Origin of the sequence: Pseudomonas sp. MWU16-30323 (assembly GCF_020515595.1) — a bacterium.
Lineage (GTDB): Bacteria > Pseudomonadota > Gammaproteobacteria > Pseudomonadales > Pseudomonadaceae > Aquipseudomonas > Aquipseudomonas yamanorum.
Genome location: NZ_JAIWYM010000010.1, coordinates 57,025 through 73,948, shown reverse-complemented (window position 1 = coordinate 73,948; position 16,924 = coordinate 57,025). Strand labels below are relative to the sequence as shown.

The following is a 16,924-nucleotide window of genomic DNA, read 5'->3' as shown; positions in this document are numbered from 1 at the left end:
GACTGCTTGAGCGGCTAACTTACTCAAGGTTTATGACAGAACCGCTTAGTCATACACCGTGCTCTATGTCCCAACAGCGATACAAGAGCTATGCCAATGTGCCCGGTTTGTGGGGACCTGGACACAAAAAAAGCCCACGAACCTGACGGGCCGTGGGCTTGGTGTGAGCGCGCATACCGTAGCGCGCTCGATTGCCGTTCAACCCGGCATCAGGCTGTTACAAGTGCACTCAGTTTTTGTGCGGGGCCGGCTGTTGCTGGGTCAGGCAGTGGATATTGCCGCCCCCCAGTAACAGTTCGCGGCCCGGCACCATCACCACTTCGTGCTGCGGGAACAGGCTCTGCAGGATCTCCCTGGCGCGGCTGTCCAGCGGGTCATCGAAGCTCGGCGCGATGATGCCACCGTTGACGATCAGGAAGTTGACGTAGGAACCGGCCAACCGCACCGTGGGATTGCGCTCCTGGGTGCCGTCTACCGGGTCCACGCCGGCGCATTCTTCCTCGGTGGCGTACAGCGGCCCCGGGATCGGCATTTTATGCACTGTGAACGAGCGGCCCTGGGCGTCGGTGCTGCTTTGCAGCACGTCCATGGCGGCATGGCAGCGTGCGAAGTTCGGGTCTTGCGGGTCGTCGGTCCACGCCAGCAACACTTCGCCCGGGCGCACGTAGCAGCAGAAGTTATCCACATGCCCGTCGGTTTCGTCGTTGAACAGGCCATCCGGCAACCAGATGATCTTATCCACCGCCAGGTTGGCGCTGAGCACCGCTTCGATTTCCTCACGCTGCAGGTGCGGGTTGCGATTGCGGTTAAGCAGGCATTCTTCGGTGGTGATCAGGGTGCCTTCGCCGTCGACGTGGATCGAACCGCCTTCCAGCACAAACCCTTCGGTGCGATAACGCGGGCTGCGCTCGATCTCGAGGATCTTGCCGCCCACCTGGGAGTCGCGGTTCCACGGCGAGTACAAGCCGCCGTCAAAACCGCCCCAGGCGTTGAAGTCCCAGTTCACACCGCGCACTTCACCGCTGTTGTTGATCACGAAGGTCGGCCCGGTATCACGTACCCAGGCGTCGTCGCTGGACATTTCCACCAGGCGAATATTCGGCACGTCCAGGCGCGCCCGGGCGTTTTCGTACTGGCCGGCCGAGACCGCCACGGTCACCGGTTCAAAACGTGCAATGGCCTTGGCCACCGCCACGTGGGCGGCTTGCGCCGGCTTGCCGCCCAGGCGCCAGTTGTCCGGGCGCTCGGGCCAGATCATCCAGGTTTGGGTCTGTGGCGCCCATTCGGCAGGCATGTAGAAGCCGTCGGCGCGGGGGGTGCTGTGCAAAGTGGTCATGGCGATTCAGGACTCCAGGGAACCGTCGAGGGTTTTAAGCGCACCATACAGGTTCGGACGGCGGTCGCGGAACGAACCCCAGGCGCTGCGGATGTGTTCAAGCTCATCGAGGTCGAAGCGGTGCACCAGGATGCCCTCTTCGGTTTCGTTGAGTTCTGCTACTTTTTCGCCGAACGGGTTGGCGATAAATGACGAGCCATAGAAGGTGATGTCGTAGCCGTCCTGCTCTTCATTGCCGATGCGGTTGCTGGCGACCAGCGGCATCAGGTTGGCGCCGGCATGGCCTTGCTGTACCCGCTGCCAGTGGTCGCGGGACGAAATTGTCTTGTCATGGGGCTCGCTGCCGATGGCGGTCGGGTAGAACAGGATTTCCGCGCCTTGCAGCGCCATGCTGCGGGCGGCCTCCGGGAACCACTGGTCCCAGCAGATGCCCACGCCGATCTTCGCGTAGCAGGTATTCCACACCTTGAAACCGGTGTCGCCAGGGTTGAAGTAATACTTTTCATGGTAGCCCGGGCCGTCCGGGATGTGGCTTTTCCGATAAATCCCGAGGTTGGAGCCGTCGGCATCGATGATCGCAATGCTGTTGAAACGCGCGCGGCCAGCCAGTTCATAGAAGCTGATGGGCAGCACCACCTGCAGTTCCCGGGCGACTTTCCGGAAGTGCTTGATCGCGATGTTGTCTTCAACCGTGGTCGCCAGTTGCAGGTAGTCCGGGTTCGGCTTCTGGCAGAAGTACGGCGCCTCGAACAGCTCCTGGATCAGGATGATCTGCGCGCCCTTGGCTGCGGCCTCACGCACCAGCCTTTCAGCGGTCTGGAGATTGGCTTCAAGGTCCCAGGAGCAGGCCATCTGGGTCGCGGCAACGGTAACGATACGGCTCATGAATCATCTCCTCGGCGGCGGGCAAGTGGACGCCTTTATAGCGGATAAAAATCGGCTTTTGAAGCTAATAAATATCCGCTTATCGAAAAATGTTCAAATTTTACCGATAACAATCGAGTTTATTGTTACAGCCTCCCCCGGCCCGACGTGCGGGCATGGCAGACTGGCACGATGAATCAACGTGGCGAGCAACATGTGACGCCCCCCGGTGTCTTTACCAGGCGCTTATATCGCCATTCGCTTATATCGCCGTTGTTGACGGAGGTTATGCAGCCCGCAAATGCGGTGTTTCGGCACGCAAATTGCCATCGCCCCTTGCACCGTCTCGCGCCACAACTCAAGCTATGCTCCATTCGCTTAATGTCCGTCTAAGGAAAAGGGCTTCCGACATGCGCATTCTTATCACCGGCGGCGCCGGATTCATCGGTTCTGCTCTGATCCGGCACCTGATTCAACACACCGAGCACGAAGTGCTCAACCTGGACAAACTGACCTACGCAGGCAACCTTGAGTCGCTGACCAGCATCGCGAACAACAGCCGCTATGAGTTCGTCCAGGCCGACATCATCGACCAGGCCACCGTCAGCGCCGTGCTGGCGCGCTTCGAGCCTGATGCGATCATGCACCTGGCGGCCGAGTCCCATGTGGACCGTTCAATCGACGGCCCATCGGATTTTATCCAGACCAACATCGTTGGCACCTACAGCTTGCTGGAGGCTGCGCGCGGCTATTGGCAGAAGCTGGAAGAGCCGGCGAAAAGTGCCTTCCGCTTCCACCACATTTCCACCGATGAAGTGTATGGCGACCTGCATGGCGTCGATGACCTGTTCACCGAAACCACGCCTTACGCGCCCAGCTCGCCGTACTCCGCGAGCAAGGCTGCGTCCGATCACCTGGTACGCGCCTGGCAGCGCACCTATGGCCTGCCGGTGCTGCTGACCAACTGCTCGAACAACTACGGGCCGTTTCACTTCCCCGAGAAGCTGATCCCGCTGGTGATCCTCAACGCCCTGGCGGGTAAACCGTTGCCGGTGTATGGCGATGGCCTGCAAGTGCGCGACTGGCTGTTTGTCGAAGACCACGCCCGCGCGCTGTTCAAAGTGGTAACTGAAGGTGTGGTGGGCGAGACCTACAACATCGGCGGCCATAACGAGCAGAAGAATATCGACGTGGTACGCAGCATCTGCGGCCTGCTGGAAGAGCTGGCGCCTCAGCGTCCGGCCGGCGTTGAAAAATTTACCGACCTGATCACCTTCGTCAAGGATCGTCCGGGCCACGACCAGCGCTACGCGATCGACGCCAGCAAGATCGAACGCGAGCTGGGCTGGGTGCCCGAAGAAACCTTTGAAACCGGCCTGCGCAAAACCGTGCAGTGGTACCTCGATAACCTGGAATGGTGCCGCAGGGTCCAGGACGGCAGTTATCAGGGCGAACGATTGGGCAACACTGACGTTAAGGATTTGATCGCATGATGAAGGGAATCGTATTGGCCGGTGGCTCCGGCACCCGTTTGCACCCCATTACCCTGGGCGTTTCCAAGCAGCTGCTGCCGGTGTACGACAAGCCGATGATCTACTACCCGATCTCGGTGCTGATGCTGGCCGGGATCAAGGACATTCTGCTGATTTCCACCCCGGTGGACTTGCCGCAATACCGCAACCTGTTGGGCGACGGCAGCCAGTTTGGCGTGCGCTTCACCTATGCAGAGCAGCCGTCCCCGGACGGTCTGGCTCAGGCGTTCTTGATTGGCGAAGAGTTTATCGGTGATGATCCAGTGTGCTTGATCCTGGGCGACAACATCTTCCACGGCCAACACTTCGGCGACCAACTGCGCACGGCTGCTGAGCGCCCGTCCGGTGCCACGGTGTTCGGTTACTGGGTCAAGGATCCAGAGCGTTTCGGCGTGATCGATTTCGACAGCGAGGGGCGCGCGCTTTCCATCGAGGAAAAACCCGCCAAGCCGAAGTCGAGCTACGCGGTAACCGGCCTGTATTTCTACGACAACGACGTGATCAAGATCGCCAAGGCGGTCAAGCCATCGCCACGTGGCGAATTGGAGATCACCGACGTCAACAACGCCTACCTCCAGCGCGGCGACCTGCATGTAGAACGCTTCGGCCGTGGTTTCGCCTGGCTCGACACCGGCACCCACGACAGCCTGCTGGAAGCCTCCACGTATGTGCAGACCATCGAGCACCGCCAGGGTTTGAAAGTGGCGTGCCTGGAAGAAATCGCTTACGAGAACGGCTGGATCGACCGTGATCACTTGCTGGAACGGGCCAAGTACTTTGGCAAGACCGGCTACGGCCAATACCTGTATTCACTGGCCGGGGAGCGCAAATGAAGGTCACCGACACGACGTTGCCGGGCGTACTGATCATCGAACCGAAAGTATTCGGTGACGAGCGCGGATTTTTCTACGAAAGCTTCAACGCCCGTGCCTTCGAAGAGGCCACCGGGCTCAAGCGTGACTTCGTGCAGGACAACCACTCGCGCTCGCAAAAAGGCGTGCTGCGCGGCCTGCATTACCAGCTCGAACATACCCAGGGCAAACTGGTGCGCGTCACCGCCGGCGAAGTGCTGGATGTGGCCGTTGACATTCGACGCAGCTCGCCCAATTTCGGGCAGTGGGTGGGCGTGCGGCTTTCAGCCGACAACCATCGCCAGCTGTGGGTACCGGAAGGTTTTGCCCATGGCTTTGTGGTGCTGAGCGACTACGCCGAGTTCCTCTACAAGACCACTGATTACTACCAGCCGAGTGCCGAGCGCTGCATCCTCTGGAACGACCCGACGCTGGCCATCGACTGGGAACTGGCCGAGACGCCGCAACTGTCCGCCAAGGACCAGGCCGGTAAAAGCTTGCAAGAGGCCGACCTCTTTCCATGAACGCACCGTTGAAAATCCTCATCAGCGGCCAACACGGCCAGGTCTCCCGGGAGCTGCAACAGCGCCTCCAGGGCCTGGGCGAGTTGATCGTGCTGGGCCGCGACCAGTTGGACCTGAGCCATCCCGAGCAGATTCGCCAGCAAGTGCACGCTCATCGCCCGGGCCTGATCATCAACGCCGCCGCCCACACCGCCGTCGATCAAGCCGAAAGCGAACCGGACGTGGCCTTCGCCATCAACGCCACCGCGCCCGGTATTTTCGCCGAGGAAGCCAAGGCGCTCGGCATCCCGCTGATCCATTACTCCACCGACTACGTGTTCGACGGCAGCAAGGCCGCGCCCTACAACGAAGACGACGCCACCCACCCGCTGGGCGTCTACGGCGCGAGCAAGCTGGCCGGTGAACAGGCAATCGCCGCAGTCGGCGGTGAACACCTGATTCTGCGCACCAGTTGGGTTTACTCGACCCACGGCAAGAACTTCCTGCTGACCATGCAGCGCCTGCTGCAGGAAAAGCCGCAGATGCGCATCGTCGCCGACCAGATTGGCGCGCCAACCTGGGCCGGGACCATCGCCCACAGCACCCGCGCCTTGATCGAACGCTGGCAAGCCGGCCAGGCCGGAGACTGGGGCGTCTACCACCTGAGCGCCCAAGGCGAGACCTCGTGGTTCGGTTTTGCCCAGGCCATCGGCGAGCATCTAAAGGCCAACGGCCGTGCCTGCGCCGAACTTGAAGCGATTCCCTCCAGCGCCTATCCAACGCCCGCCAAGCGCCCGTTGAACTCGCGCCTCGATTGCAGCCGTCTGCAACAACAGTGGCACGTCTCACAACCGCAGTGGCACGACGCATTGCGCGAGTGTCTTGCCGAGCAGCACTAGGCATAATGCGCCTGTACCCACAGGCGCACGACTCCCATGACTCCACCCCTTCCGCGAAGACCCCGCTGGCGCAGCCTGGCGTTGCTGGCGCTGTGCCTGGCACCGCTGTTGTGGCCGCTGGAGCACCTGGCCGAGCGCTATTACCGCAGTGAACTGGCCGGGCAGAACCGTCAGACGCTGGACCTGTACGTCGCCAACCTGCTGGGCACCCTGCACCGCTACGAAGTGTTGCCACAAATTCTCGGCGACCTGCCGGCCCTGCGTACCGCCATCGATGCGCCCCAGGTCAGCACCAACCTGGTCAACGCCAACCACCTGCTCAAGGACGTCGCCGCCCAGGCCGGGGTGGAAGTGATGTACCTGATGGACACCACCGGCAAGACCCTCGCCGCGTCCAACTGGGACAAGCAGGACAGCTTCGTCGGGCGTAATTTCTCCTTTCGCCCGTACTTCAGCGAAGCCATGGCCGGGCGCCTGGGGCGCTTCTTCGGACTGGGCACCACCTCGGCCAAACGCGGCTATTTCTTCGCCGCCGCCGTGCGCGATGGCGATAAGATCATCGGTGTGCTGGTGGTCAAGGTCGACCTGGACCACACCGAAAGCCTGTGGGGCAACACCCCCGAACAATTGCTGGTCACCGACCACAACGGCGTGGTGATTCTGACCTCGCGTCCGCAATGGCGATTCCGCGCCACCCGCCCGCTGACGGACGAAGAACGCCGCGCCATCATCGCCATCCAGCCCTACCCGACCCGCGACCCGCAGCCGCTGAGCCTCAGCCCGACGGCGTGGGTGCGCCAATCCACGGACATCGCCGAAACCGGCTGGAAAGTCGAGATTCTCGCGCCGCGTACCTTGATCAGCCGCCCAGTGCGTACCGTGGTCGCCGTGGGTGGCGCCGCCTTGCTGGTGCTGATGCTGTTGCTCGGCCTGATGATGCAGCGTCGTCGTCACTACCTGGAACGCATCGCCTTCGAAGCCAAGGCCCGCCGCGAGCTGGAGATGCGCGTGATCGAGCGGACCAGCGACCTGGAAGGCCTCAACCGCCGGCTGAAACAGGAAGTGCTGGAGCGCGAGCACGCCCAGCAGGAACTGGTACGTGCCCAGGATGACCTGGTGCAGGCCGGCAAGTTATCGGCGCTGGGCACCATGTCGGCGAGTATCAGCCACGAACTCAACCAGCCCCTGGCGGCGATTCGCAGCTACGCGGAAAACGCCGAGATCCTGCTGGACCACCAACGCACCGACGACGCCCGTGGCAACCTCAAGCTGATCAGCGAGTTGACCGGGCGCATGGCCTCGATCATCGCCCACTTGCGCGCCTTCGCCCGACGCGACCGCCACGCACCGGAAAGCGTGGCCCTGCAACCGGCCCTGGATGATGCGCTGGCGCTGCTGGCCAAGCGCAGGCGGTCCATGGAAGTCGAGTTGATCCGCGATTTGCCCGAAGCCACCTTGTGGGTCGCAGCCGGCGAAACCCGCCTGCGCCAGGTGCTGGGCAACCTGCTGGCCAACGCTTTGGACGCCCTGACCGAAAAGGGCCCGCCGCGCAAACTCTGGTTGAGTGCCCAAACCACCGAACAGGGCGTCAACCTGTACATTCGCGACAACGGCCCGGGGTTCTGCATGGAAGCCCTGGGCCGCGCCAGCGAGCCCTTCTACACCACCAAGACCCGCACCCAGGGCCTGGGGTTGGGGCTGGCGATCTGCGACACCCTGATGCGCGCCTTTGGCGGTGAACTGTTGTTCGCCAACCACAAGGAAGGCGGCGCGCTGTTAACCTTGAAACTGCGCGCCGGGGCTCCGGGTGTCAGTCTGCAACCGTCCGAGGACCGCAGTGTATGAGTATCGATAACCAGATTCAGGTGGTGTTGATCGACGATGATCCACACCTGCGTCAGGCCCTGTGCCAGACCCTGGACCTGGCCGGGCTGAAGGTCCTGCCCCTCGGCGAAGCCCAGGGCCTGACCGCGCGCCTGTCCCGGGATTGGCCAGGGGTCGTGGTGAGCGACATCCGCATGCCGGGCATGGACGGCCTGGAATTGTTGAGGGAACTCCACGCCCAGGACCCGGAGCTGCCGGTGCTGCTGATCACCGGCCACGGCGACGTGCCACTGGCGGTGCAGGCCATGCGTACCGGCGCCTATGACTTCCTGGAAAAACCCTTCGCCAGCGACGCCCTGCTCGACAGCGTGCGCCGCGCCCTGGCCTTGCGTCGTTTGGTGCTGGACAACCGCAGCCTGCGCCTGGCCTTGAGCGACCGCCAACAATTGAGCACCCGCCTGGTGGGACACTCACCGCAGATGCTGCGCCTGCGCGAGCAGATTGGTGCGCTGGCGGCGACCAAGGCCGACGTGCTGATCCTCGGCGAGACCGGCGCCGGCAAAGAGGTGGTGGCCCGTGCGCTGCACGACCTGTCGAACCGGCGCACCGGCCCGTTTGTGGCGATCAACGCCGGCGCACTGGCCGAGTCGGTGGTGGAAAGCGAGTTGTTTGGCCACGAGCCGGGGGCCTTTACCGGCGCCCAGAAGCGGCGCATCGGCAAGTTCGAATTCGCCAATGGCGGCACGCTGTTTCTCGACGAAATCGAAAGCATGAGCCTGGATGTGCAGGTCAAGCTGCTGCGACTGTTGCAGGAGCGCGTGGTGGAGCGTCTTGGCGGCAATCAGCTGATCCCGCTGGATATCCGCATCATCGCCGCCACCAAGGAAGACCTGCGCCAAGCTGCCGACCAGGGGCGATTCCGGGCCGACTTGTATTACCGCCTCAACGTCGCGCCGCTGCGCATTCCGCCGCTGCGTGAGCGGGGTGAGGATGCGTTGATGCTGTTCCAGCACTTTGCCGACGAAGCCAGTACCCGCCACGGGCTACCGATGAAAGAGCTGCAACCGGGGCAACGCGCGCTGCTGTTACGTCACAGCTGGCCGGGCAATGTGCGCGAGCTGCAAAACGCCGCCGAGCGTTTCGCCCTGGGCCTTGAACTGGCGCTGGACAGCACCCCGGACAACCCTTCAACCAGCGTCCTGACCAGTACGCCCGGTGGCTTGAGCGAACAGGTCGAGCAGTTTGAAAAAAGCCTGATCGCCGCGGAACTGGCGCGCACCCACAACTCCATGCGCAGCCTCGCCGAGGCCCTGGGCGTGCCGCGTAAAACCCTGCACGACAAACTGCGCAAGCACGGGCTGAATTTCGCTGACAGCAGCCACAGTCACGCTGACGACGAATGACCCTTTTCCACCTGCCACGAGGCCACCATGAGTCGCGATAGCCGTTACCTGGAATCGATCCTTCACCACGACATTCCCCTGACCCGGGAAATGGGCCTCAAGGTACTCGACTGGCAGGACCGGCAACTGCAACTGCACTTGCCGCTGGGCGCCAACATCAACCACAAGAGCACCATGTTTGGTGGCAGCCTGTATTGCGGTGCCGTGCTGGCGGGTTGGGGTTGGCTGCATTTGCAATTGCGCGAGGAAGGGATCGAAGACGGGCACATCGTGATTCAGGAAGGGCAGATCAGTTATCCGCTGCCGGTGACCACCGATGCGACGGCGATTTGCCCGGCACCTGATGAGAAGGTGTGGAAGCGGTTTTTGGCGACCTATAAGCGTTATGGCCGGGCGCGCTTGGCGTTGGAGACGTGGATCGTCAATGAGGGCAGTGAAGAGCGCGCCGTGACCTTTATCGGGCAGTACGTCCTGCACCGCTAGAAGCCATTACCCATAACCACTGTGGGAGCTGGCTTGCCTGCGATAGCGTACTGTCAGTCGATATTTTTGTTGGCTGGCCCACCGCTATCGCAGGCAAGCCAGCTCCCACAATTGATCGGTGTTTGGTTTAAGAACGGGCAAGAGTCAGTAACCGCTCACGCCACTCCGCTTTAGCCGGCAATGCCAAAAAGAACGGATTCAGTAGCGACTCCCGCGCCGGATAGCTGAACGGCTGCCCATTCAACTCCAGCACTTCCCCACCCGCCCCTTCCAGTACGCCCTGTGCCGCGGCGGTGTCCCACTGCGAGGTGGGCGCCAGGCGTGGGTAGCAATCGGCGCTGCCTTCGGCCAACAGGCAAAATTTCAACGAGCTGCCGATATTCGCCAGCTTCAACTCACCCAATCCGGCACTCAAGCCGGCGAGCAAGCGGTCCTGCTCGGGGCTGGTATGGCGACGACTGGCAACCACGGTAAAGGCTTCACCCGTTGCCGGTGTCTGTCGCACCTGGATTTGCTTGGGCGCAGCGCCCACATCGGAACGCCAGGCCCCCAGACCGGCACCACCGAAGTAGCACCGACCACTGGTGGGCATCGACACTACGCCAAACACCACGCGGCCTTTTTCGATCAAGGCAATGTTGACGGTGAACTCCTCGCTGCCGGAGATGAACTCCTTGGTGCCATCCAGCGGGTCCACCAGCCACCAGCGCTGCCAACCGGCGCGCACGCTCTGGTCAATGTCGGCGTCTTCCTCCGAGAGCACCGGGATGCTCGGGTCCAGGGCAGTAAGCCCGGCAAGGATCAGGTGATGGGCCGCCAGATCGGCGGCGGTGACCGGTGAATCATCGGTCTTGGTGGTCACGGCAACATCGGCGCGCCAATACGGCAGGATGACTTCACCGGCCTGGCGGGCCAATTCGATCACGGGGGCAATAAACGGGTGGCCCAGGAACAGTTCGCTCATGGCTGGAACGCCCCGCGTTGAGTCAACAGGTCGCGCACCAGATACAGCGCCGCCAAGGCGCGGCCCTCGCTGAACTGCTCGTTCTGCGCCAACTGCGAGAGCTCCCGCAGGTTGACCCGGTCGACGCGCATCGGCTCCGGCTCGTCGCCTTCCAGGCGCTCTTCGTACAGTTCGGTGGCCAGCACCACCTGGATTTTCTGGCTCATGTAGCCGGGGGACAGCGACAGCTCGGTGATGTGTTCCAGCTGGCGGGCGCCAAAACCGGCTTCTTCCTTGAGCTCACGGTCGGCTGCCGCCAACACGTCTTCGCCCGGTTCGATCAAGCCCTTGGGCAGTGACAGCTCATACTCGTCGGTACCGCCGCAATATTCTTCGATCAGCAACGCATGGTCCGAGTCGATCATCGCCACGATCATCACCGCACCATAACCGGCCCCCCTGCCCACCAGGCGCTCGTAGGTCCGCTCCACGCCATTGGAAAAGCGCAATTGCACTTCCTCCACGCGGAACAAACGGCTACTGGCGACTATTTCGCGGGCGAGGACGGTGGGTTTCTGGCGCATGAGCGGCTCCTTGGCGTGATCGGGTTACTATACCGTGGCTTTTCCGATTGTCTGTGTCGGATATCTTTTCTTACATGAGTGTTCTTTATGCCTCCATTGCCCTGGCACGCCATCGACACCGTCCTGCTGGACATGGACGGCACCTTGCTCGACCTGCACTTCGACAACCATTTCTGGATGGAGCACCTGCCCCAGCGCTATGCCGAGCTGCATGGTGTGAGCCGGGCCATGGCCGAGATGGAGTTGCAACCATTGTTCGAGCGTAACGCCGGACAGTTGCAATGGTATTGCCTGGATTTCTGGAGCACCGAACTCAAGATCCCGGTGCGCGAGCTCAAGCTGGAAACCGCGCACCTGATCGCCCTGCGCCCGGATGCCGATACGTTCCTGGCGGCGATCAAACAGGCAGGCAAGCGAGTGATCCTGATCACCAACGCCCATCGGGATTCGCTGTCGCTGAAACTGGAACGCATCGAGTTGGCGCCTTATTTCGAACGACTGATCAGTTCCCATGACTATGGTTTTGCCAAGGAAAACCCACAGTTCTGGGACGCCCTGCACGCCGACATCGCCTTCGACCCGGCCCGCAGCCTGTTTATCGATGACACCTTGCCGATCCTGCGCAGTGCCCGGGACTTTGGCGTGGGGCACTTGCTGGCGGTGAAGGAACCGGACAGCCGGAAGGGGCCTAAGGACACGGCGGAGTTTGCAGCGGTTGGGGATTACCGGGAATTGATCGTAGGTTTGTAACAACGCTGAAGATCCAATGTGGGAGCGGGCTTGCTCGCGAATGCGGTGTGTCAGCCACTGAATATATTGACTGGTCCACCGCTTTCGCGAGCAAGCCCGCTCCTACATTGGGTCCGCGTATTACTCAGGAATACGCAGCGTCTGCCCTGGGTAGATTTTGTCCGGATGGGACAGCAGCGGCTTGTTGGCCTCGAAGATTTTGTTGTACTGGTTGGCGTTGCCATAGACCGCCAGGGAGATCGCGCTCAGCGTGTCGCCTTTTTTAACCACAACAAAGCGTGCAGCCGCGACAACAGGTGCGCCGGCAGCCACGGTAATTTGGTCATCCACGCTGCCAACACCGGCAATATTGCCAGCGGCCAAAATGATTTTTTCTTTCTCTTCCTGGCTGCCCACTTCACCCTTGACGGTGACCTTATCGCCATCAACCGTCGCGGTGATGTTGGGATTACCCAGCCCGACTTCCTTTATGTGCTTCTTCAGCTCATCACTCGCGTTGGCATTACCCGGCGTTAACAGATCAATCAACTTCTCGCCCGCTTCCTTAACAAAACTGAAAATACTCATGGTGCGCTCTCCTTGGGATTTAATTTCCAGATGCCAAAGACTAGACCAGTCCTACAGAATTGGGTTCCAGCCTGACCAAAGACCGGATAACTCCTACCGCTCCTGACCACAGACCCAAACGCGCTAGAATCCCCACCTGGACAACGCCCTGGAGCGAAGATGGACATCAAGCAACTGAAATTCCTCATCGCCCTCGACGAAACCCGTCACTTCGGCCAGGCCGCTGCACGCTGCCACATTACCCAGCCGACCCTGTCGATGCGCCTGCGCAGCCTGGAAGAAGAGCTGCAGCTACCGCTGGTCAATCGCGGCCAGCGCTTCGAAGGCTTTACCGCCCCCGGCGAACGCGTGCTGGCCTGGGCGCGCACGGTGCTGGCAGCCTACGACGGTTTGCAGGCCGAGGCCGCTGCTTGTCGCGGCAATCTGGTGGGCACGTTGCGCCTGGGGGTGGTGCCGTTGTCGAGTTTCGATCCACTGGCATTGATGCAGAAGCTGCACAAGGAACACCCGAGCCTGCGCTTCGAGTTGTCCGCATTAAGCTCCGAGCAAATCCTTGAACAACTGGCGAGCAACCGCCTGGACCTCGGCGTGTCGTACCTCGAACGCCTGGACGCCGAGCGTTTCGACTCCCTGGCCTTGGGCGAAACCCGCATGGGCCTGCTGTACGACCAACGGTTCTTCAGCTTCGGTGACAAGCCCCTGAGCTGGGAAGCGTTGATAGAACTGCCGTTGGGCATGCTCACCAGCGGCATGCACTTTCGCCAGTCCATTGACCACAACTTCCACAGCCGCGGCCTCAACCCGCAGCCGCTGTTGCAGACCGACGCCGTCCACCAATTGTTACAAGCCGTGCACGGCGGCCTGTGTTGCGCGGTGATGCCACTGGACGGTGGCCTCGACGCCCTCACCGAGCATCTGCGCCTGCAACCCATTGAAGACGCTCACACTCTCGCCCGCCTGGGGCTGATCATGCGGCGCAGCGCGCCCCGCTCGGCATTGGCGGAAGCCTGTTTTGCGCTGTACCAGAAATCGCTGCTGGAGCCTTGATCGACAGCATCTATCGGTAGATCAGTACTGACGATTAGACGCGACCCTTTGTCGCGCCTAGTCTTACAGCTGAATACTTCCGGTGGTAATGCCCAATGAACGCCCAGCGCCCAGTCTGCGCGGCGCCCGCCCTCGAAACGCCCGCGCCCGCCGCCAGCCAGAGCTACCAGTTTTGTAATCTCGAACACACCGAATCGGCCAGCACCGCGCTCGCCGAGGAAGTGGCGTTGGCGATTGCCTATAACGACATCAGCCAAGCGGTGATGCTGGTAACGCCGACCGACCTTGAAGACTTCATTGTCGGCTTCAGCATCGGTAGCGGCATTATCGAAGACGTTAGCGATATTTATGACCTGAAAATCAGCGGCTCGGGTTCGACCCAATACGCCCAGGTGCAGATTTCCAGCCGCGCCTTCTGGAATATGAAGCAGCAGCGCCGGCAACTGGCTGGCACCAGCGGCTGTGGACTGTGCGGCGTAGAAGCCGTGGAGCAAGCGCTGCCCGACCTCAAGGTGCTGCCCGGCGCGCCCTTGCCGCCTGCCGAATGGCTGGACGGCCTGCGCCAGCGCATCAGCGCGTTTCAACCGCTGGGCCAGTACAGCGGCGCAGTGCACGCGGCAGTCTTCATGAACAATCAGGGCGAATTGCTGCTGGGCCGTGAAGACATCGGCCGGCATAACGCCCTCGACAAGCTGATCGGCGCGCTGATCCGCCAAAAGATCCCGACCGACGGTGGCCTGGCGATTGTCACCAGTCGCTGCAGCCTCGAACTGATCCAGAAAGTATTGCGCGCAGGCATCCAGACCTTGGTCAGCCTGTCGTCGCCCACCGGCCTGGCCTTGCAATGGGCCCGCCGACACAACCTCAATCTCATCCACCTGCCGCAGAAAAGTGCGCCGCGGGTCTATAGCCCTGCGATGGAGAATCAAGCGTGAGCACTCATCATCAAGCCGACGACAAACCCACCCCGCGCTACAAGCCCTACAAAGGCCCGGCGGGTGGCTGGGGCGCCCTGATCAGCGTGGCGCAAGCCTGGCTGACCAGCGACAACGCGCTGAAAAACATCCGCATGATGCTCAAGACCAACCAGAACGGCGGCTTCGACTGCCCGGGCTGCGCCTGGGGTGATTCGCCGGAAAGCGGCATGGTCAAGTTCTGCGAAAACGGCGCCAAGGCAGTCAACTGGGAAGCCACCAAGCGTCGGGTCGATGCGGCCTTCTTCGCCAAGCACAGCGTCAGCGCGCTGCTGGAGCAGAGCGACTACTGGCTGGAGTATCAGGGCCGCCTGACCGAGCCAATGAGCTATGACGCCGAAACCGACCGCTACAAACCCATCAGTTGGGAGTCGGCGTTCGACCTGATCGGCAAGCACCTCAATGCGCTGCCAAACCCGGACATGGCCGAGTTCTATACCTCGGGCCGGGCCAGCAACGAAGCGGCCTACCTGTATCAACTGTTCGTGCGTGCCTACGGCACCAACAACTTCCCGGACTGCTCGAACATGTGCCACGAAGCCAGCGGCGTCGCCCTGGCGCAAAGCGTGGGCGTGGGCAAAGGCACCGTGACCTTCGATGACTTCGAACATGCGGACGCAATTTTCGTCTGGGGCCAGAACCCCGGCACCAACCACCCTCGCATGCTCGAGCCACTGCGCGAGGCGGTAAAACGCGGCGCCCAAGTGGTGTGCATCAACCCGCTGAAAGAGCGTGGTCTGGAACGTTTCCAGCACCCGCAACACCCGCTGGAAATGCTCACCAACGGCGACAAGCCGACCAACACCGCCTACTTCCGCCCGGCGCTGGGTGGCGACATGGCCATCCTGCGGGGCATGGCCAAATTCCTGCTGCTGTGGGAACGCCAGGCCCAGGCCGAAGGCAAGGAGGCCGTGTTCGACCACGACTTCCTCAACGAACACACCGCCAACGTGCTGGATTACCTGGGCAAGATCGACGACACCTCATGGGATGAGATCGTCGAGCAGTCCGGCCTGACCTTGGTGGAGATCGAGCAAGCGGCGCGCATGTACGCCAAAGGCAAGAACGTGATCATGTGCTGGGCGATGGGCATCACCCAACATCGCCACTCGGTGCCGACCATCCAGGAAATCGCCAACCTGATGCTGCTGCGCGGCAACATCGGCCGCCCGGGCGCGGGCCTGTGCCCGGTGCGTGGCCACAGCAACGTGCAGGGCGACCGCACCATGGGCATCAACGAACGGCCACCGGTGGCGTTCCTCGACTCCCTGGAGCGTCGCTTCCAGTTCCAGGTACCGCGGGACAATGGCCACAACGTGGTGGAAGCCATTCACGCCATGCTCGAAGGCCGCTCCAAGGTCTTTATCGGCCTGGGTGGCAACTTTGCCCAAGCCACGCCGGACAGCCCGCGCACCTTTGAAGCCCTGCGCAATTGCGACCTGACCGTGCAGATCAGCACCAAGCTCAACCGCAGCCACCTGATGCACGGCAAGGACGCGTTGATCCTGCCATGCCTGGGCCGTACCGACATCGACATCCAGGCCGAAGGCCCGCAAGCGGTGACCGTGGAAGATTCCTTCAGCATGGTCCATGCCTCCAATGGCCAGCTGCAGCCATTGTCGAAACAGATGAAATCCGAACCTGCGATTCTGGCGGGCATTGCCGCCGCTACATTGGGCAGCAAGCCGGTGGACTGGAACTGGCTGGTGGCCGATTACGACCGCATTCGCGACCTGATCGCCGACACCATTCCAGGCTTCAAGGACTTCAACGAACGCCTGAAAAACCCGGGCGGTTTCTACCTGGGCAACTCGGCCGGTGCACGTCGCTGGAACACCCCGTCGGGCCGTGCCAACTTCCGCCCGAACATCCTGCCCAAGGATCTGGTACACGAACGCACCCGCAACACCGGGCAATTGCCGGACCTGATCATGCAGTCGATGCGCTCCCACGATCAGTACAACACCACCATTTATGGCCTGGACGACCGCTATCGCGGGGTCAAGGGTCAGCGGGATGTGTTGTTCGTCAACGAAGCCGACATCATCCGCCTGGGCTTCAAGCCGGGGCAGAAGGCCGATATCGTGTCGATCTGGGATGACGGCCGTGAGCGCCGGGTGAAGGGCTTTACCTTGCTGGCGTTTGATATTCCGGCGGGCCAGGCTGCAGCTTATTACCCGGAAGTGAATCCGCTGGTGCCGCTGGAAAGCACTGGGGATGGCAGCCATACGCCAACGTCGAAGTTTGTGGCGATCCGCTTGGAAGCAGCGAGTGCAACCGGCTTGATCATGGCGAAGTCGGCCTAAGCGACACCTCGCCACAGACAGCACCCGCGCTTTTTACAGGCACAAAAAAGGCCGCTTT

16 protein-coding genes are annotated in these 16,924 nt (G+C 61.8%); 11 read left to right on the top strand and 5 right to left on the bottom strand.

Annotated features, from left to right (window positions below):
- Positions 1–229: 229 nt before the first annotated feature.
- Both aguA and aguB read right to left on the bottom strand, forming a co-directional pair.
- Positions 230–1,336, bottom strand: coding sequence for an agmatine deiminase (gene aguA / locus LIY45_RS14255; RefSeq protein ID WP_226476705.1), 1,107 nt, complete (start codon positions 1,334–1,336; stop codon positions 230–232).
- Positions 1,337–1,342: 6 nt separating this feature from the next.
- Positions 1,343–2,221 carry an N-carbamoylputrescine amidase gene (gene aguB, locus LIY45_RS14250; RefSeq protein ID WP_226476704.1) on the bottom strand — a complete coding sequence of 293 codons (879 nt, stop codon included), beginning with the start codon at positions 2,219–2,221 and terminating at the stop codon, positions 1,343–1,345.
- A gap of 389 nt (positions 2,222–2,610) precedes the next feature.
- Between aguB and rfbB the strand changes: the two genes are divergently transcribed.
- From rfbB to LIY45_RS14215, 7 genes are read left to right on the top strand one after another with little or no spacing between them, the layout of a single operon-like run.
- Positions 2,611–3,693, top strand: a complete 1,083-nt coding sequence (gene rfbB / locus LIY45_RS14245; protein ID WP_226476703.1) for a dTDP-glucose 4,6-dehydratase — start codon at positions 2,611–2,613, stop codon at positions 3,691–3,693.
- Positions 3,690–4,565, top strand: coding sequence for a glucose-1-phosphate thymidylyltransferase RfbA (gene rfbA, locus LIY45_RS14240; protein WP_226476702.1), 876 nt, complete (start codon positions 3,690–3,692; stop codon positions 4,563–4,565). The genes rfbB and rfbA overlap by 4 nt, the downstream gene beginning before the upstream one ends.
- A complete protein-coding gene (gene rfbC / locus LIY45_RS14235) occupies positions 4,562–5,107 on the top strand; it encodes a dTDP-4-dehydrorhamnose 3,5-epimerase (protein WP_226476701.1) in 546 nt (181 codons plus the stop codon). Before rfbA ends, rfbC begins: the two co-directional genes overlap by 4 nt.
- A complete protein-coding gene (gene rfbD / locus LIY45_RS14230; protein WP_226476700.1) occupies positions 5,104–5,985 on the top strand; it encodes a dTDP-4-dehydrorhamnose reductase in 882 nt (293 codons plus the stop codon). Before rfbC ends, rfbD begins: the two co-directional genes overlap by 4 nt.
- 36 nt (positions 5,986–6,021) lie before the next feature.
- On the top strand, positions 6,022–7,830 hold the full coding sequence (locus tag LIY45_RS14225) for an ATP-binding protein (protein WP_026078049.1): 1,809 nt from the start codon (positions 6,022–6,024) through the stop codon (positions 7,828–7,830).
- Positions 7,827–9,212 carry a sigma-54 dependent transcriptional regulator gene (locus LIY45_RS14220; RefSeq protein ID WP_226476699.1) on the top strand — a complete coding sequence of 462 codons (1,386 nt, stop codon included), beginning with the start codon at positions 7,827–7,829 and terminating at the stop codon, positions 9,210–9,212. The genes LIY45_RS14225 and LIY45_RS14220 overlap by 4 nt, the downstream gene beginning before the upstream one ends.
- Positions 9,213–9,239: 27 nt before the next feature.
- Positions 9,240–9,695 (top strand): YiiD C-terminal domain-containing protein, encoded by a 456-nt coding sequence (locus LIY45_RS14215; protein WP_226476698.1) that lies wholly within the window; start codon positions 9,240–9,242, stop codon positions 9,693–9,695.
- A 127-nt stretch (positions 9,696–9,822) separates the two neighbouring features.
- Here LIY45_RS14215 and cysQ read toward each other — a convergent pair whose 3' ends face one another.
- Together cysQ and nudE are read right to left on the bottom strand one after the other, a co-directional pair.
- Positions 9,823–10,659, bottom strand: coding sequence for a 3'(2'),5'-bisphosphate nucleotidase CysQ (cysQ, locus tag LIY45_RS14210; protein WP_017478129.1), 837 nt, complete (start codon positions 10,657–10,659; stop codon positions 9,823–9,825).
- On the bottom strand, positions 10,656–11,222 hold the full coding sequence (gene nudE / locus LIY45_RS14205) for an ADP compounds hydrolase NudE (RefSeq protein ID WP_003213218.1): 567 nt from the start codon (positions 11,220–11,222) through the stop codon (positions 10,656–10,658). The genes cysQ and nudE overlap by 4 nt, the downstream gene beginning before the upstream one ends.
- An 87-nt stretch (positions 11,223–11,309) precedes the next feature.
- Between nudE and yrfG the strand changes: the two genes are divergently transcribed.
- A complete protein-coding gene (gene yrfG / locus LIY45_RS14200) occupies positions 11,310–11,972 on the top strand; it encodes a GMP/IMP nucleotidase (RefSeq protein WP_169386628.1) in 663 nt (220 codons plus the stop codon).
- Positions 11,973–12,092: 120 nt separating this feature from the next.
- Here the strand turns inward: yrfG and lysM are convergent, their stop codons facing one another.
- Positions 12,093–12,539 carry a peptidoglycan-binding protein LysM gene (lysM, locus tag LIY45_RS14195; protein ID WP_226476697.1) on the bottom strand — a complete coding sequence of 149 codons (447 nt, stop codon included), beginning with the start codon at positions 12,537–12,539 and terminating at the stop codon, positions 12,093–12,095.
- 159 nt (positions 12,540–12,698) lie between these two features.
- Here lysM and LIY45_RS14190 point away from each other — a divergent pair, with 159 nt between their 5' ends.
- The 3 genes from LIY45_RS14190 to LIY45_RS14180 all read left to right on the top strand — a co-directional run bounded on the left by LIY45_RS14190 (position 12,699) and on the right by LIY45_RS14180 (position 16,866).
- Complete coding sequence (locus tag LIY45_RS14190) at positions 12,699–13,586, top strand: LysR family transcriptional regulator (protein WP_017478126.1); 888 nt, start codon at positions 12,699–12,701, stop codon at positions 13,584–13,586.
- A gap of 95 nt (positions 13,587–13,681) precedes the next feature.
- A complete protein-coding gene (gene fdhD / locus LIY45_RS14185) occupies positions 13,682–14,521 on the top strand; it encodes a formate dehydrogenase accessory sulfurtransferase FdhD (protein WP_017478125.1) in 840 nt (279 codons plus the stop codon).
- Positions 14,518–16,866 carry an FdhF/YdeP family oxidoreductase gene (locus tag LIY45_RS14180; protein WP_063033578.1) on the top strand — a complete coding sequence of 783 codons (2,349 nt, stop codon included), beginning with the start codon at positions 14,518–14,520 and terminating at the stop codon, positions 16,864–16,866. The genes fdhD and LIY45_RS14180 overlap by 4 nt, the downstream gene beginning before the upstream one ends.
- Positions 16,867–16,924: the final 58 nt, after the last annotated feature.

Bases quoted from the DNA above. Each gene is read 5' to 3' on its own strand.
- rfbB (WP_226476703.1), top strand. From the start codon at position 2,611: ATGCGCATTCTTATCACCGGCGGCGCCGGATTCATCGGTTCTGCTCTG.
- aguA (WP_226476705.1), bottom strand. From the start codon at position 1,336: ATGACCACTTTGCACAGCACCCCCCGCGCCGACGGCTTCTACATGCCT.
- rfbA (WP_226476702.1), top strand. From the start codon at position 3,690: ATGATGAAGGGAATCGTATTGGCCGGTGGCTCCGGCACCCGTTTGCAC.
- rfbD (WP_226476700.1), top strand. From the start codon at position 5,104: ATGAACGCACCGTTGAAAATCCTCATCAGCGGCCAACACGGCCAGGTC.
- nudE (WP_003213218.1), bottom strand. From the start codon at position 11,222: ATGCGCCAGAAACCCACCGTCCTCGCCCGCGAAATAGTCGCCAGTAGC.
- LIY45_RS14215 (WP_226476698.1), top strand. From the start codon at position 9,240: ATGAGTCGCGATAGCCGTTACCTGGAATCGATCCTTCACCACGACATT.
- lysM (WP_226476697.1), bottom strand. From the start codon at position 12,539: ATGAGTATTTTCAGTTTTGTTAAGGAAGCGGGCGAGAAGTTGATTGAT.
- yrfG (WP_169386628.1), top strand. From the start codon at position 11,310: ATGCCTCCATTGCCCTGGCACGCCATCGACACCGTCCTGCTGGACATG.
- LIY45_RS14225 (WP_026078049.1), top strand. From the start codon at position 6,022: ATGACTCCACCCCTTCCGCGAAGACCCCGCTGGCGCAGCCTGGCGTTG.
- aguB (WP_226476704.1), bottom strand. From the start codon at position 2,221: ATGAGCCGTATCGTTACCGTTGCCGCGACCCAGATGGCCTGCTCCTGG.
- LIY45_RS14190 (WP_017478126.1), top strand. From the start codon at position 12,699: ATGGACATCAAGCAACTGAAATTCCTCATCGCCCTCGACGAAACCCGT.
- rfbC (WP_226476701.1), top strand. From the start codon at position 4,562: ATGAAGGTCACCGACACGACGTTGCCGGGCGTACTGATCATCGAACCG.
- LIY45_RS14220 (WP_226476699.1), top strand. From the start codon at position 7,827: ATGAGTATCGATAACCAGATTCAGGTGGTGTTGATCGACGATGATCCA.
- fdhD (WP_017478125.1), top strand. From the start codon at position 13,682: ATGAACGCCCAGCGCCCAGTCTGCGCGGCGCCCGCCCTCGAAACGCCC.
- cysQ (WP_017478129.1), bottom strand. From the start codon at position 10,659: ATGAGCGAACTGTTCCTGGGCCACCCGTTTATTGCCCCCGTGATCGAA.